The following is a 15,819-nucleotide window of genomic DNA, read 5'->3' on the forward strand; positions in this document are numbered from 1 at the left end:
CGCCCCGTCACACACCTGATCGGCAACCTGATACGAGGCAAACTGTGCGTCTTGATGCCCCTCTCTCCCGACTCGATCTGCTGGTCTATGGCCACTACCGGATCGTCCATGGCCTGCGCATTGCGCTCGCCTTTATGCTCACCTTTTTGCTGACCCGCGAACTGCAACTGCCGGAGAGCACCTGGCCGCTGATCACATTAGTGGTGGTGATGGGGCCCATCTCGTTTTGGGGCAATGTGCTCTCCCGTGCCCTGCAGCGGGTGGTGGGCACCATCTTCGGCGCCGGTTGCGGGGTGGTGGCACTTTATCTGGAGATCTACTCCATGCCGCTCACCCTGATCTGGTGCGGTTGCATCATGTTCCTCTGCGGCTATCTGGCGCTCGGCAAGCGCCCCTATGTGGGGCTGCTGATCGGTATCACCCTTGGCATCACCATGGGAGCCATGCCGGGGGACATCAAGATGGCGCTGTGGCGCAGTGCTGATGTGATCCTCGGCTCCCTGCTGGCGCTGCTCTTTTGCAGCATCTATCCCCAGCGCGCCTACAGCCACTGGCGGCTGCAACTGCACCAGATCCTGCAACAGTCGGGGCGGCTCTATCACACCCACCTCTCCCCCAATGTGCTGGAGCGGCCGCGCCTCAAACACAATCTCTCCCAACTGCTGGCCCAGACCGGCAAACTGCGGGCCCTGCTGGCTCCCGCGGCCAAGGAGACTCGCCACAGTATCTCGCTGTTTGATGCGGTGCAGGTCACCATGCGCAACACCCTCTGTACCCTGGAGATGCTGGCCAACACTTACTGGAACGATCGCCAGAGTCACTTCCTGATGCAGAGCACCCGCGAGCTGCACACTTGCCATCAGGCCACCGAGGAGGTGATCAGCCAGCTCGCCCTGATGATGCAAACCGGCGACGGGCGCGGGGCGGATGCCGCCATAGCCCGCCTGCAGGAGGTGGCGATGCAGGTGTCGCTGCCCCCCAACACCGAGGCGGCCATTAATGGCTACCTCTGGCTCAACGTCCAGCTGACCGAACAGCTCACCCACCTGCGCCGCCTGCTGGGGCTGATCCTCACCCCGCCCCATCGCAAGCAGCCGGACTAGGCCCAATGCAAAACGCCCCGCAGTTGCGGGGCGTTTTGAGTACCAACCTGAAGATCTCAGCCGTTTACGCGGCGGTGCGGATCTGCTCAAGTTGATCCTGGGTCATGGTAGAGACCAGCTGACCATCGAAATAGATATCCAGCATCTCACCACGCTTCTCGCCGCGCATCATGCCGATGCTGCCATCCAGATAATGCAGCTTCATTTCGGCGCTTTGTGCGTTGGGATAGCTGATTTCTACTTCGCGCACACCCTGCGGCAGCATGGCCAACGGCACCTTCTTGAGGGCCGGATCCAGATGCTGGTTCACCTTGATCACCGAGTTGGCACGCATGTCGACCAGCGCTGGCGACTTGCCAGTGATGACGTTTTTGCCAGTCCAGAATTCGATGGTATTGAATACGAACAGATCGCCGGTGGCCGCCAGACCATAGACAGGGGCGAGCAACACGAAGACCCCGGCACGGCCGTAGCGGTTATCCACCACGCTCAGGTTGCCCTTGGTGACCATGCCAGAAAGCCCCATCTGCCCCATACAGCCGCCCAGACCCATGCTCGCGACCATAACCAGCAGGGCCATTGCCCGCCCTTTCTGTTGTAATGCCATCTTGTTCTGTTCCTGCTCCAAAATTAATGAGGCGGCAAGCCTAATCAAGAGGTCAAACCAGAACAATTCACAATGGAGGGACGATACAGGAGGGGTTCAGATTCACATATCAAGTGCACAAGAAATAAGCACCGATGGAGTAATAATCCAAACGGTGCCTTTACTCAACAACCAATACCACTCAAGAATCTATGGCCAAGTTGGATACGGTTTCGGTGACACTGATGGCCCCCTGCTCAATCTGGGCCATCACACTGCTCACCTCGCTAATCTGCTCCTTGCCACGTAATGCTCTACTGGCCACTTCATCGATATTGCTGGTGATATGGGCGGTCAACTCGCGGTTTTTCTGCACTACTGCGGCAATCTCGCCGGTAGAGAGCGAGGTGCGAGCCGCCAGTTGCCGCACTTCGTCGGCCACCACCGCAAAACCACGGCCCTGATCTCCGGCCCGCGCAGCTTCAATGGCCGCATTCAGTGCCAACAGGTTGGTCTGCTCCGCAATGCTGCTAATGGTGGAAACAATCGCCTCTATGCTTTTTGACTGCTCATTTAACTGACCAATCAGAGCTGAGGTTTTGCTTACCTGCTCCGAAATAGCACTCGAGAGAGCGACCGAGGCATTGAGCAGATCAGAACCGGTCGATGCAGCTTGGGTGGTCTCTTTAGAAATAGTGTGAGCGATACGGGCCGCTTCACTGACCGCCTGGGCCCGTTTGATCCGTTCCGTCACGTCACTGGCAAACTTGACCACTTTGATCACCTTGCCCGACTCATCCTTGATGGGGTTATAGGTTGCCTCCAGCCAGAGCTCGTTACCATGACTGTCCCGGCGTAAAAAAAGACCCGACTTGAGCTGGCCATGGGCCAAATCCTCCCAAAAATGGGGCTGTTCCCGATAAAAGCTGTCGTCACAAAACAGCTTGTGATGCTGTCCTTTGAGTTGTGATAACGAGTAACCAACGCAGGAGAGGAAATTCTGATTGGCAGTGATGATGTCACCTTTGGGGGTGAATTCGATAATGGCCAGCGAACGGTCGAGGGCTGAGGCGATGGCTTTCTGACGGCTAAGCTGGATGTAACTCTCGGTGATATCGGCGGCAATCTTGACCACTTTGATCACCTTGCCATCAACCTTGACCGGGAAGTAGGTCGCCTCTAGCCACAACTCTCGCCCCTGCTTATCAAAACGCTGATAAATGCCGCTGTGGGTCTCGCCATGGTCCAGTTGCTGCCAAAACTGCGAGTAAGAGGTCGACTGCCCATAGTGGGCATCGCAAAACATCCGATGGTGTTTGCCAACCACCTCCTGCTCGCTATAACCCACCACACTTAAAAACAGCGGATTAGCCTCGAGGATAACCCCTTGCGGGGTAAAACTGATGGTTGCCACCCCCTTTTTGACGGCATCAATAAAGGCGTGGGCCTGGGCCAACTGCGTTTGACATGCGAGTAATTCTGCTTTGATTTTAAAATTAAACATCAGCCCAGCCTCCGATAGATACCTGCAATTAGGTTACGTCTGTACCGATTTTAGACGAAAAATCTGATAGATAGCGCTTACCACTTCCCCCCGGCCATCAGGCGCATAAAAATCCTAATCACGTCGAGAAAAACAGGGGTTAACGTGATAAAGATCACACTGCTTTATTCTGGTTCACCACATAAAAATCCATCACCAGATAGAGATTAATTTATTGATATTACCCATAACAAACCTCACCCCATGCCACAAATAGCCTCAATCATTTGTTTTTAAAAAGAAAAATAAATACCGACTGAAAATAGCGAGTCCTGCCTGAAAACGGGATCTTCATCACATCGTGTTTTGCTGCGCACAAAAATCCAGTGATTGGCACATTTGTCCGATAGGGCGAGGGCGGACGAACCGCGATAATAGCCAGGTCATTTTTATCCAGTACGTCGATACGTACTCACGCATAGCTTCCGTCACCGGAAGCGGGGAGAGCGCCATGATCACCACCTTGATCAATGAACATCTGATCAACCTCGATTTGAAAGCGACGCGAAAGGAAGAGGTCTTCACCGAGATGGCCCGCCTGCTGGCATCGCAAGGCAGGGTCAGCGACGAGCAGGCCTTTATCAAGGATCTGTGGGCCCGCGAAGAGCTGGGTAACACAGGTTTTGAGGAGGGAGTGGCCCTGCCCCACGCCAAGAGTGCGGCGGTGAGCAACCCGGCGGTCGCCATCGGCATCAGCCGCAACGGCATCGAGTACGGCGCCGAAGATGGCAAGCCGTCCCACCTCTTTTTCATGATCGCCTCCCCCGATGGCGGCGCCAATCACCATATCGAGGTGCTGGCCGAGCTCTCCGGCAAGCTGATCGAAGAGGGTTTTATCGCCAAGCTGCTGGCCGCCAAGAGCCCCGCTGAGGCACTGGCGCTGCTGCTGGCCAAGAAAGAGGAGCAGAGCGCAGCCCCAACCACCAGCAAAGGCTTCATCATCGGTGTCACTGGCTGCCCAGCCGGTATCGCCCACACCTATCTGGCGGCCGAGTCGCTGGAGCGCGCCGCTCGCGAGCTGGGTTATGAGGTGAAGGTGGAGACCAACGGCTCCATCGGCGTCAAGAACAGCCCGACCGCAGACGAAATTGCCCGCGCCAGCGCCATCGTGGTTGCCTGTGACAAGCAGGTGGACATGGCCCGCTTCGCTGGCAAGCCGCTGATCAAGACCGGCGTCAAGGCCCCCATCAAGGATGGCAAGGGTCTGATCGAGCAGGCACTGAAAGCCCCCGCCTATGTTGCTGGCAAAGAAGATAAAAAGGGTGAAGAGAAGAGCGCGGGCGGCAGTTCCGATCTCTATCGCTACCTGATGAACGGCGTCTCCCACATGATCCCGTTCGTGGTGACCGGCGGTCTGTTGATTGCGCTGGCACTGGCCATCGGCGGCAACCCGACCCCGAGCGGCATGCAGATCCCGGAAGGGAGCATGTGGAACCAGATCCTCAACGTGGGTGTGGCCGCCTTTACCCTGATGATCCCCATTCTGGCGGGCTATATCGCCTACGCCATCGGTGATCGTCCGGCGCTGGCCCCGGGCTTTATCGGCGGCTGGATCGCCAACAACGGCAGCTTCTACGGCGCTGACGCCGGTACTGGCTTTATCGGTGCCATCATCGCAGGTCTGCTGGTCGGCTATCTGGTGCGCTGGATTGCCACCCGTCACTACCACAAGATGGTGCAGCCACTGGTGCCGATCCTGATCGCCCCCATCGTCGGTTCCCTGTTTATCGCTGCGGTCTTCATCTTCATCATCGGCGCCCCGATTGCCGACATGATGACAGGCCTCAACGCCATGCTGCTCTCCATGAGCGGTGGCAGCCTGGTGTTGCTGGGCATCGTGCTGGGGGGTATGGCCGGCTTTGACATGGGTGGCCCGGTCAACAAGGTGGCCTTCCTGTTCTCCGTCGGCATGATTGCCTCCGGTCAGACCCAGTTTATGGGTGCCATGGCCTGCGCCATTCCGGCCGCGCCGCTCGGCATGTCGCTTGCAACCGTGCTCGGTCGCAAGCTGGGTATCTTCGATGCCTCTGAAATCGAAGCAGGCAAAGCCGCCGGTGCCATGGGTCTGGTGGGGATCTCCGAAGGGGCGATTCCGTTCGCCGCCCGTGATCCGCTGGCCGTTATCCCGGCCAACATTCTGGGCAGCATGACCGCTGCGGTGATGGCCTTCCTGTTTGGCATCACCAACAGCGTCGCCCACGGTGGCCCCATCGTGGCCCTGCTAGGTGCGGTCAACAAGCCGCTGCTGGCACTGCTCTGTATGGTCTGCGGTGCCATCGTCACCGGTGTGGTGGCGGTAGCCCTGAAAAAACTGCGGATCAAAAAGAGTGACGAGGTAGCTCTGGCCAAGGCGGCCTGAGTCTCCCTCGCAATCGCTACTCGTAACGCATAAAAGGAGGCCACCCCACGGGGTGGCCTCTTTGGTTTTCGCGGCGGCTGATAGCCCGTTATCCCCTGCTCCGCCCCCACGAAACAGTGGTCGATGACCCCGCCTACCTCGCTTCTCTCCTCACTTCTCGCTTCGCCCTCCTCTCCTTACTTCTCTCCCTCACGCCTCGCAACCAAGGGCTCGTACACCGCAGCAAACTGGCTGACATGGCAGCAATTGGGCGTTCACTGTGTGATGTTTCTCACGCTTTTTCCGCGAAAGCGCAAAAACTAGGAAATTTTCCTAGTGCCACTAGGGATGGCTCTCAAGCCATTTTCTGCCCCTCTGATTAGAGTCACCCCACCTGATGTCGTGACCCGCACCACGATGGGCAACCAGCCCCATCATCCCGTGCCGGGCCCGGGTTTATATGGATGGAGAGTCGGCCGCAGCACCAACTGGCAGGATCTGACTTTCGGTTCCCCTTCCGTGGCGTGACCTCAAACAATTTATCTACAAATGAGGGGCGCGGCGGAAATACCGTCTATCTCGCAGAGGATGAACGAAGATGTTGAAATTGCTCCAACAGGTCCGGGTTCCGACCCTCGACCTGCCGGTCGAAGCCCGGCGCAAGCTCTGGTTCAAGCCGTTTATGCAATCCTATCTGGTTGTATTTATTGGCTACCTGACCATGTATCTGATCCGCAAGAACTTCAACATTGCGCAAAATGACATGATCCAGGAGTACGGTCTGTCGATGACCGAGCTTGGCATGATCGGCCTTGGTTTCTCCATCACCTACGGGGTGGGCAAGACAGTCGTCTCCTACTACGCCGATGGCAAGAACACCAAGCAGTTCCTGCCGCTGATGCTGATCCTCTCCGCCCTCTGCATGCTGGGCTTCAGTGCCAGCATGGGTGGCACAGGTTTTAGCCTCTACCTGATGATCTTCTTCTACGCAGCCAGTGGTTTCTTCCAAAGCTGTGGTGGCTCTTGCAGCTACTCCACCATCACCAAGTGGACGCCACGCAACAAGCGCGGCACTTACCTCGGCATGTGGAACCTCTCCCACAACGTGGGCGGTGCCGGTGCGGCCGGTGTGGCGCTGTTCGGTGCCAACTACCTGTTTGATGGCAATGTGCTCGGCATGTTTATCTTCCCGTCCATCATCGCGCTGATCGTCGGCTTTATCGGCCTGCGTTTTGGTAGCGATTCACCGGAAGCCTATGGTCTGGGCAAGGTGGAAGAGCTGTTTGACGAAGTGGCGAGCGAAGAAGATATCGCCACCGAAGAGCAGCAGCTGACCAAGGGTCAGATCTTCGTGAAGTACGTGTTGCTGAACAAAGTGATCTGGCTGCTCTGCTTTGCCAACATCTTCCTCTACGTGGTGCGCATCGGTATCGACCAGTGGTCTACCGTCTACGCTCACCAGGAGCTGGGCTTCTCCAAAGAGGTGGCGATTCAGGGCTTTACCTTCTTTGAAGTGGGCGCACTGGTCGGCACCCTGATGTGGGGTTATCTCTCCGATCTGGCCAATGGCCGTCGTGGTCTGGTGGCTTGCGTCGCCTTGGCACTGATCATTGCCACCCTGGGTCTCTATCAGCACGCCACGACCCCGTTCATGTTCCTGGGTTCACTGTTCTTGCTGGGCTTCCTGGTGTTTGGTCCGCAGCTGCTGATCGGCGTTGCCGCCGTGGGCTTCGTCCCCAAACAGGGCATCAGCGTAGCCGATGGGGTCAAGGGCACCTTTGCTTATCTGATCGGTGACAGCTTCGCCAAACTGGGTCTGGGCATGATCGCCGATGGCACCCCCATCTTCGGTCTGACTGGCTGGGCAGGCACCTTCGCCGCCCTCGACATGGCTGCTGCCGCCTGTCTGGTGCTGATGGCCTGTGTGGCCGTGGCCGAAGAGCGCAAGATCCGCCGTATCAAGCGCGAGCTGAAAGCCGCAGCGCTGGCCGGCCAGACCGCCTGATCCCCTACAGATTGTCGCTGATTGTTCAGGGCCACCCACAGGGGTGGCCCTTGTTGTTTGGCGCAACCAGACACCCGATGGGCCCGACATGAGCCTGCGCTGCCGCTCAAGGGGCAGACATATCCCCATCAAGATCCCACTTTTCGTATGGACTTTTGGTAAAGCCAGCCCGCCAGCGCTATCTTGTTGCTCCCACTTGCCTGCATCACAGATATCTGATGAAGATCGTTGCCATCACCGCTTGCCCGACCGGTATTGCCCATACCTATATGGCTGCCGATGCCCTGCAAAAAGCTGCCACCACCTTGGGGCTCAAGATCAAGGTCGAAACTCAAGGTGCCATGGGCATGGAGAACATGCTGACCGCCCGCGATATTGCCAGCGCCGATCTGGTGCTCATCGCCTCCGATATCGAGATTGAGCAAAAAGATCGCTTTCTCGGCTGCACCATCCATCAAGTGACCCTGGAGACAGTGCTGCTGGATGCCATGGGCGTACTCAAGGGATTGCCGATCCCGGCCTGATGCTGACCCGCGAGATCACCTTCTACTGCCAGCAGGGAATGAGCATCACCCAGGCCAAACAGTTGAACCGGCTGGCGGGGATGTTCAAATCCTCTATCTGTTGCGCCAACCTCACCCGGCGCCAGACTGTCATCGCCAGCAACCAGCTCTCCCTGCTGACCCTCGCCACCCAACCCGGCGACCTCTGCCAATTGCAGATCGAAGGGTGTGATGCCGAGCTGGCCCACATGGCGTTTACCTGCTGGTGCGGCGAACTGGGCCAACCGCTGGTGCGCCCATTGACCGCCGCACTGGCCGAATTACGGTTGGCGAGCGCCCTGCCCGACTACCATTTTGCCCTGCGCCAGCTGGCCCACAGCCCCGAACCGCTGACCAAGGCCGAGGCCCTCGAACATCTGATCGATCTGCTGCCCGCCGAACTGGTCACCGACCGCACCAAACTGACCGCGGCAGTAGAGCGGCGCGAGCAGGTCTCTGCCACCATTATCCGCCCGGGCCTTGCCATGCCCCATGTATTGAGCGAAGGGATAAGCCAACCGGCGCTGAGTCTGCTCAACTGTGTAGACCCCATCGAGTGGGGCTCCCGGATTGGGCCGGTGCAGAGCATCATTTTGCTGGCAGTACCGGTCGGCAGTGGACGGGAGACCCTGCGCCCCCTCACCCGACTGGCGCAGGCGATGATCGACGATGTGGTCAGCCACGCCCTGTTGCAGGCAGGCTCGGCCCCCGCCCGTCAGGCTATCGTGATTGAGAGCTTGCTGAGCTAGGCCGGTTTGCCCCTTGTTGCCAACTGAGCTGTTGCCAACTGAAGAGTCGGTCTGCGATCTTGGTCTCACCGCGGCCTCTGCCATTCATCCCGCCGTCAGCCCCCTGTGGTACACTCGCTGCCATCGACAGTCTGAAGTGTGTATCCGATGAAATCTCCCCGTTCCCGTCTCTCTCTCCCTAACCGTCCACCCCGTGATGGCGCCGCGCGCACCACCACAACGGCGCGCCCAGCCGCCCCCCGCAAACCGGAGCTGGCAGCGGCGGATCGCAAATTGCTGCTACTGAACAAGCCCTACATGGTGCTGTGCCAGTTTACCGACGAGGCGGGCCGGGAGACCCTCAAGGATTACATCAGGGAGCCCGGCATCTATGCCGCTGGCCGCCTCGACAGAGACAGCGAGGGATTGCTGCTGCTCACCAACGACGGCAAGCTGCAGGCGCGCCTCACCCAGCCGGGGGAGAAGACCCCCAAGACCTACTGGGTGCAGGTAGAAGGCATCCCCAGCGAAGAGAAACTGGCCGCCCTGCGCGCCGGGGTAGAGCTCAATGACGGTATGACCCTGCCCGCCGGGGCCCGCATTATGGAAGAACCTGCGGTGTGGCCGCGCAATCCGCCCATTCGCGAGCGCAAGGAGATCCCCACCAGCTGGCTGGAGATCAAAATCATCGAGGGACGCAACCGGCAGGTGCGGCGGATGACCGCCCATATCGGCCACCCCACACTGCGCCTTATTCGCTACGCCATCGGCGACTGGACCCTCGATGGTCTGGCTCCGGGCGAGAGCCGCAGCCTGCCCGCCCCCGAGCTGGCGCCAGCGTCGGCCAGCCGCCAGCGTCTGCCCTCATCCCGCGCAGGCGTAAACACCAAACCGGCAGGAGAGGCTCCCCGGCGGGCCAGCCAGCCGAAACGGGACGAGCGTCCCCGCAGCACTAATTCAACTGCAAGCTCGACCGAGAGCCCGACTGGCGGCAAACCCCGCAGCAGCGGGCGCAGCACAATGCGCAGACCGGCCCGCGCGGGCAATCCCAATAGCAACGACAAGGAGTCATGATGAGCAATCAGGCAGAGCAATCGACCAGCAGCCATGCCCGCATGGAGGCGCACCTGACGGTCGCCGCCGTGGTGCAGTGGCAGGGCCGCTTTCTGGTGGTGGAAGAGGAGATAAAGGGCCAGCGCCGTTTCAACCAGCCCGCCGGTCATGTGGAGCCGGGGGAAAACCTGCTTGAAGCGGCCTGCCGTGAGCTGAAAGAGGAGACGGGTCTGACCGCCACGCCGACCGCCTGGCTCGGCACCTATCTGTTCAAACCGGCTGACAGTGAGGCCACCTTTGTCCGGACCGCATTGATCTTCGACCTTGAAAAAGCGCCCGGTCAGCACCATCCAGAGGATCCTGACGGCGATGTGCTGGCTTGTCACTGGCTCACCCTGGAGGAGATCGCCGAGTGCAAACCGGCCCTGCGCAGCCCGCTGGTATGGCAGTGCATTCAGGACTATCTGGCGGGCACCCGCCTGCCACTCTCAGCACTCAAGGCCTTTATTTGAGGCCATTTGACACTCTTTTACGGCCGCGCTGGCCAATAACAGAAAAACGATTTCCTGCTATCAGGCTCCTGATGGGAACGACAGCATGGAGATGTGACCGGGGGCGCAAAACTCTGGTAGAATACGCCCCGTTTAAACGAACTGGTAACTTCGACTAATGACAGACAACAGCCAAATCAAGGTGATCGTCGGCATGTCCGGCGGCGTGGATTCTTCCGTCTCGGCCTACCTGCTCCAGCAGCAGGGCTATCAGGTCGAAGGCTTGTTCATGAAGAACTGGGAAGAAGACGACACGGACGAGTACTGCTCTGCCGCCCAGGATTTGGCTGATGCCAAGGCCGTCTGCGACAAGCTGGGGATGAAACTCCACACCATCAACTTCGCAGCCGAGTACTGGGACAACGTGTTCGAGCACTTCCTCGAAGAGTACAAGGCTGGCCGCACGCCGAACCCGGATATCCTGTGTAACAAGGAGATCAAGTTCAAGGCGTTCCTCGAATTTGCCGCCGAAGAGCTGGGTGCCACCTACATCGCCACCGGCCACTATGTGCGCCGTGACGACAGCACCGGCCACCCGCGCCTGCTGCGTGGTCTCGACACCAACAAGGATCAGAGCTACTTCCTCTATACCCTGAGCGAGAAGCAAGTGGGTCAGAGCCTGTTCCCGGTGGGCGATCTGGAGAAGCCGGAGGTGCGCCGCATCGCCGAGCAGCTGGATCTCATCACCGCCAAGAAGAAAGACTCCACCGGCATCTGCTTTATCGGTGAGCGCAAGTTCAAGGACTTCCTGGCCAAGTTCCTGCCCGCCCAGCCCGGCCCCATCGAAACCGTAGATGGCAAGGTGATCGGCGAGCATCAGGGGCTGATGTATCACACTCTGGGCCAGCGCAAGGGGCTCGGCATCGGTGGTCGCAAAGATGCTACCGAAGAGGCCTGGTATGTGGTCGACAAAGAGGTCGAACGCAACGTACTGGTGGTGGCGCAAGGTGAGCATCCCCGCCTCTACTCCGACGGCCTGATTGCCAGCCAGCTGCACTGGGTGGATCGCACTCCGATCCGCGAGCCGCGCCGCTGCACCGTCAAGACCCGTTACCGCCAGCAGGATATCCCCTGCCTGATCCAGCCCATCGACGATCTGACCATCCGGGTCATCTTCGACGAGAAACAGGCTGCGGTCACCCCGGGCCAATCCGCCGTCTTCTATGACGGGGAAGAGTGCTTGGGCGGTGGCATCATAGAGCAACGTTTCAGCCATCCGGTTTGAATCCTTAACACAAGGCAGCAGACGTGAGCGATAAATTCCAAGACAGAACAATGGCCTTTGCCGGCATCTGCCAGGCTGCCTTTCTGGTGCAGAAGGTGGCCCGTGACGGCAACTGCGACGAAGCCTCCCTGCGCGAGAGCCTCTCGAGCGTACTGGTGACCGATCCCAAACAACCGCTGGAAGTGTTTGGCAGCCATCTGGCGATCCGCGATGGCTATCGCGCGCTGGTCGAGCAGCTGGGTGCCGACGGCAGCCAGAAGAATGCCGAGCTGACCCGTTATGTGGTGAGCCTGATTGCGCTGGAGCGCAAGCTGGCCAAGCGCAAGGACATTCTCAACATGCTGGGTGAGCGGATCAGCCAGATCGGCCGCCAGCAACAGCATTTCGATCTGCTGGATGAGCAGATCATGGCCAACATGGCGAGCATCTACAGCGACCTCATCAGCCCCATCGGGCCGCGCATTCAGGTGGCGGGTACCCCGCTGTTCCTGCAGCAGCCGCTGGTGCAGCACAAGGTGCGCGCCCTGCTGCTGGCGGGCATCCGTGCCTGCGTGCTGTGGCGTCAGCTCGGTGGCAGCCGAACCCAGATCATCTTCGCTCGCAAGAAGATGGTGGAGCTGGCCAAACGTTACTAATCATCGGCTCGCGCGCGGGCAATCGAGGTCGACATCAGGGTGAACAGCCGCACAGCGGCCTTGATGACGACTCCGGCCAACGCGCGAGTGGATACGGATCCCCCACACAAATCATCAGGAGTTCACCCCATGGAGCTGTCCGCGCTGACTGCTGTTTCCCCGATTGACGGTCGTTATGGCGACAAGGCCGATGCCCTGCGCCCTATCTTCTCCGAATTCGGCCTGCTGCGTTTTCGCGTCGAAGTCGAGGTGCGCTGGTTGCAAAAACTGGCCAGCCACACCGGGATCCCCGAAGTCCCTGCCCTGAGCGCGGCCGCCAATGCCCTGCTCGACGGCATCGTCAGCAACTTCAACGAGAGTGACGCAGCCCGTATCAAACAGATCGAGCGCACCACCAACCATGATGTGAAAGCGGTGGAGTACTTCCTCAAAGAGCAGGTCGAAGTGACCCCTGAGCTGGCAGCTGTCAGCGAATTTATCCACTTCGCCTGCACCTCGGAAGACATCAACAATAACTCCCACGGTCTGATGCTGAAAACCGCCCGCGAAGAGGTCATCAAACCTTATTGCGAGAAGCTGATCAGCGAGCTCAAGCGTCTGGCTCACGAGTACCGTGACATGCCGCTGCTCTCCCGTACCCACGGCCAGCCGGCAACCCCGAGCACCATGGGCAAGGAGATGGCCAACGTCGCCTACCGTCTGGAGCGCCAGTACAAGCAGATCATGGCGGTGGAGATCCTCGGCAAGATCAATGGTGCGGTCGGCAACTACAACGCCCACATCAGCGCCTACCCGGATGTGGACTGGCACCAGTTCTCCGAGGAGTTCGTGACTTCGCTGGGCCTGAACTGGAACCCCTACACCACCCAGATCGAGCCCCACGACTACATTGCCGAGCTGTTCGACGCCATGGCCCGCTTCAACACCATCCTGATCGATTTTGACCGCGATGTGTGGGGTTACATTTCACTGGGTCACTTCAAGCAGCGCACCATCGCGGGCGAAATCGGCTCCTCCACCATGCCGCACAAGGTCAACCCCATCGACTTCGAAAACTCCGAAGGCAACCTGGGTCTGGCCAACGCCGTGTTCCAGCACCTGGCGAGCAAGCTGCCCATCTCCCGCTGGCAGCGGGATCTGACCGACTCTACCGTGCTGCGCAACCTGGGTGTGGCAGTGGGCTATTCGCTTATCGCCTATCAGGCGACCCTCAAGGGTATCTCCAAGCTGGAAGCCAACAGCGATGCCATGGCCGCTGACCTGAACGCCAACTGGGAAGTGCTGGCCGAGCCGATCCAGACCGTGATGCGCCGCTACGGCATCGAGAAGCCCTACGAGAAGCTCAAAGAGCTGACCCGTGGTCGCCGCGTTGATGCCGAAGGGATGCGTACCTTTATCGACACCCTCGAACTGCCAGAAGCAGTGAAGGTGGAGCTGAAGAAGCTGACCCCGGCCAACTATATCGGTGACGCCCAGCGTCTGGTTGATCTGCTGAAATAAGCGGATAAGTAACACGACCGGGGCCCTGTGCATGATCTGCAACAGGGCCCCGGTTATTTTATGTGGCACCCTATACACAGTTTGCAAGAGGGCTTGCCCGAGGTTGGCTGCCGCCTCTGGCAAGACCTCTCTTACCCTTTGCCGAACCCTTTTACGAGAAGATCTATGTACGAACTCAATCTGGATATCGCTCACTTCCTTGAGCACTACTGGCAGAAGCGCCCGCTCCTTATCAAGGGCGGCTTCAAAGACTTTCAGGATCCCATCAGCCCGGACGAGCTGGCAGGTCTGGCCATGGAAGAGGTGGTAGAGTCCCGCCTCGTCACCCGTTTTGATGGCAAGTGGGATGCCGCCCACGGCCCCTTCGAATCCTATGACCATCTGGGCGAAGAGAACTGGACCATTCTGGTACAGGCTTGCAACCACTGGGCGCCCGAGGTGAACGAACTGGCGGTGCCCTTCCAGTTCATCCCCGGCTGGCGGCTGGACGATGTGATGGTGAGCTTCTCCACCCCCCACGCTGGTGTCGGCCCCCACATCGATCACTACGATGTGTTTATCACCCAGGGCCTGGGCAAGCGTCACTGGCGGGTTGGCGATGCGCTGCCGCTGAACGAATTTGCTGCCCACGCAGCCCTGCTGCACTGCGAGCCGTTCGAGGCTATCATCGACGTCATCATGGAGCCGGGCGATATCCTCTACATTCCGCCAGGATTCCCCCACGAAGGCTACGCCATCGAGCCCTCCATGAACTTCTCGGTCGGTTTCCGCGCGCCGGACGCCAAGGCGCTGATCTCCTCCTTTGCCGATCACCTGATCGACAACGAGGTGCGTACCGAGCGTTACAGCGACCCGGACCTCAAGCCCCGTGCCCGTCATGGCGAGATCCAGTCCCATGAACTGCACCGTCTGCGCGAGCTGATGCAACAGGCCCTCGATGACGAGACCCTGTTCAAGGAGTGGTTCGGCGCCATGATCTCCGAGGCCAAGCACGATCTGGACGTCAATCCGGTCGAGCCGGACTACAGCGCCGAGGAAGTAGCCGACCTGCTGACCCAGGGCGAGCCTGCCATCAAGGTACCGGGCCTGCGCAGCGTCTGGTTCAGCGGCGAGAGTCAGCAGTGCTATATCGACGGCGAAGCCTGGACCCTGCCGAGCGAAGATGCGGCTGCCATCTCCCTGCTGTGTGATAAAGACATCATCACCCAGGCAGATATGGTGGAGCTCGCCGATCAGGCCGGTTTCCTGCAACTGCTGACCCGTCTGGTCAATCGCGGTTACTGGTTCTTTAGCTGATCAGGCTATGGTTGGACCATATGAAAGGCGCCTTTTGGCGCCTTTTTTATTGCTCCGCCACTGTTCAATTAACAATCTATTCGCGAAGCTGAACCTACTCTTGATGAACCGGCAAGTGGTGCTTTGTTGAACGAAACCGGCCACGTATCATGCGGCCGTTCCTGTTCAGAAGAGAAGAGCCCCCATGCAGATCACCTCCCAGCCCATGCCACTGCCCGATTACAGCAAATACCCCTCCTACCCCGATGTGACACCCGAGCAGATCAATAAAGCCCGCAATGAAGCGCTGGCCAAAAAGGATGAGGTGAAGGCGCAGAGCGAGGAGCAGGCAACCGCCCGCAGAACCATGGCCGTCTCCTACACCGCCCACCAGCAGGATAAAGCGGCGATCAATCGTTACTTGCAAGCGAGCGGACAAGAGACCGGCGACAGCGCCGCCCCGAGCACCGCTGATGTTTATCAGGCGGCAAATCGCTACCAGCGCCAGCAGAACCTGACCGACTATCTGCAATTCCAGCAGAGCCCCCTCGGTCAACAGATGGGTAGTATGGTTGGTGAAGAAAAACGCAAAGGCTCCCAGCTGGATATCATGGCCTGACGGGAGAGACTGCCAGCCATGGGTTCATCACGACGCCCGAAGAGCCGGCAGGCTCTTTGGGGTTTGTCGCAAAAGTGTGATTTATTTCAAATAACCACCCGTTGCGCCGTCTCGTT

At 59.1% G+C, this 15,819-nt stretch carries 14 protein-coding genes; 12 read left to right on the top strand and 2 right to left on the bottom strand.

Annotated elements, in window-relative coordinates:
• Positions 1-44 precede the first annotated feature (44 nt).
• Positions 45-1,103 (top strand): FUSC family protein, encoded by a 1,059-nt coding sequence (locus CK911_RS10985; protein ID WP_098969947.1) that lies wholly within the window; start codon positions 45-47, stop codon positions 1,101-1,103.
• Positions 1,104-1,167: 64 nt separating this feature from the next.
• On the opposite strand, the gene CK911_RS10990 is transcribed toward CK911_RS10985, so the two are convergent.
• Entirely contained in the window at positions 1,168-1,710 is a 543-nt protein-coding gene (locus tag CK911_RS10990; RefSeq protein WP_042020227.1) for a DUF3332 domain-containing protein, read from the bottom strand.
• Positions 1,711-1,891: 181 nt separating this feature from the next.
• Entirely contained in the window at positions 1,892-3,193 is a 1,302-nt protein-coding gene (locus tag CK911_RS10995) for a PAS domain-containing methyl-accepting chemotaxis protein (RefSeq protein WP_042020226.1), read from the bottom strand.
• Between the two features lie 490 nt (positions 3,194-3,683).
• Between CK911_RS10995 and CK911_RS11000 the strand changes: the two genes are divergently transcribed.
• The 11 genes from CK911_RS11000 to CK911_RS11050 all read left to right on the top strand — a co-directional run bounded on the left by CK911_RS11000 (position 3,684) and on the right by CK911_RS11050 (position 15,703).
• Positions 3,684-5,591 (top strand): fructose-specific PTS transporter subunit EIIC, encoded by a 1,908-nt coding sequence (locus tag CK911_RS11000; RefSeq protein ID WP_098969948.1) that lies wholly within the window; start codon positions 3,684-3,686, stop codon positions 5,589-5,591.
• Positions 5,592-6,168: 577 nt separating this feature from the next.
• Entirely contained in the window at positions 6,169-7,575 is a 1,407-nt protein-coding gene (uhpT, locus tag CK911_RS11005; protein WP_042020224.1) for a hexose-6-phosphate:phosphate antiporter, read from the top strand.
• A 218-nt stretch (positions 7,576-7,793) separates the two neighbouring features.
• Positions 7,794-8,099, top strand: coding sequence for a PTS fructose transporter subunit IIB (locus CK911_RS11010; protein ID WP_098969949.1), 306 nt, complete (start codon positions 7,794-7,796; stop codon positions 8,097-8,099).
• Positions 8,099-8,866, top strand: coding sequence for a PTS sugar transporter subunit IIA (locus CK911_RS11015; RefSeq protein WP_098969950.1), 768 nt, complete (start codon positions 8,099-8,101; stop codon positions 8,864-8,866). The genes CK911_RS11010 and CK911_RS11015 overlap by 1 nt, the downstream gene beginning before the upstream one ends.
• A gap of 147 nt (positions 8,867-9,013) precedes the next feature.
• On the top strand, positions 9,014-9,919 hold the full coding sequence (gene rluE, locus CK911_RS11020) for a 23S rRNA pseudouridine(2457) synthase RluE (protein ID WP_172954007.1): 906 nt from the start codon (positions 9,014-9,016) through the stop codon (positions 9,917-9,919).
• Positions 9,919-10,410 carry an NUDIX hydrolase gene (locus tag CK911_RS11025; protein ID WP_162515684.1) on the top strand — a complete coding sequence of 164 codons (492 nt, stop codon included), beginning with the start codon at positions 9,919-9,921 and terminating at the stop codon, positions 10,408-10,410. The genes rluE and CK911_RS11025 overlap by 1 nt, the downstream gene beginning before the upstream one ends.
• Positions 10,411-10,567: 157 nt before the next feature.
• Complete coding sequence (gene mnmA, locus CK911_RS11030) at positions 10,568-11,674, top strand: tRNA 2-thiouridine(34) synthase MnmA (RefSeq protein ID WP_098969952.1); 1,107 nt, start codon at positions 10,568-10,570, stop codon at positions 11,672-11,674.
• A gap of 23 nt (positions 11,675-11,697) precedes the next feature.
• Complete coding sequence (hflD, locus tag CK911_RS11035; RefSeq protein WP_098969953.1) at positions 11,698-12,309, top strand: high frequency lysogenization protein HflD; 612 nt, start codon at positions 11,698-11,700, stop codon at positions 12,307-12,309.
• A gap of 129 nt (positions 12,310-12,438) precedes the next feature.
• On the top strand, positions 12,439-13,809 hold the full coding sequence (gene purB, locus CK911_RS11040; RefSeq protein ID WP_098969954.1) for an adenylosuccinate lyase: 1,371 nt from the start codon (positions 12,439-12,441) through the stop codon (positions 13,807-13,809).
• A 165-nt stretch (positions 13,810-13,974) separates the two neighbouring features.
• On the top strand, positions 13,975-15,105 hold the full coding sequence (locus CK911_RS11045; RefSeq protein WP_042020215.1) for a cupin domain-containing protein: 1,131 nt from the start codon (positions 13,975-13,977) through the stop codon (positions 15,103-15,105).
• A 184-nt stretch (positions 15,106-15,289) separates the two neighbouring features.
• Complete coding sequence (locus CK911_RS11050) at positions 15,290-15,703, top strand: hypothetical protein (protein WP_098969955.1); 414 nt, start codon at positions 15,290-15,292, stop codon at positions 15,701-15,703.
• The last annotated feature ends 116 nt before the right edge of the window (positions 15,704-15,819 follow it).

Source organism: Aeromonas sp. CU5 (assembly GCF_002586745.1).
Classification (GTDB): Bacteria; Pseudomonadota; Gammaproteobacteria; order Enterobacterales; family Aeromonadaceae; genus Aeromonas; species Aeromonas sobria.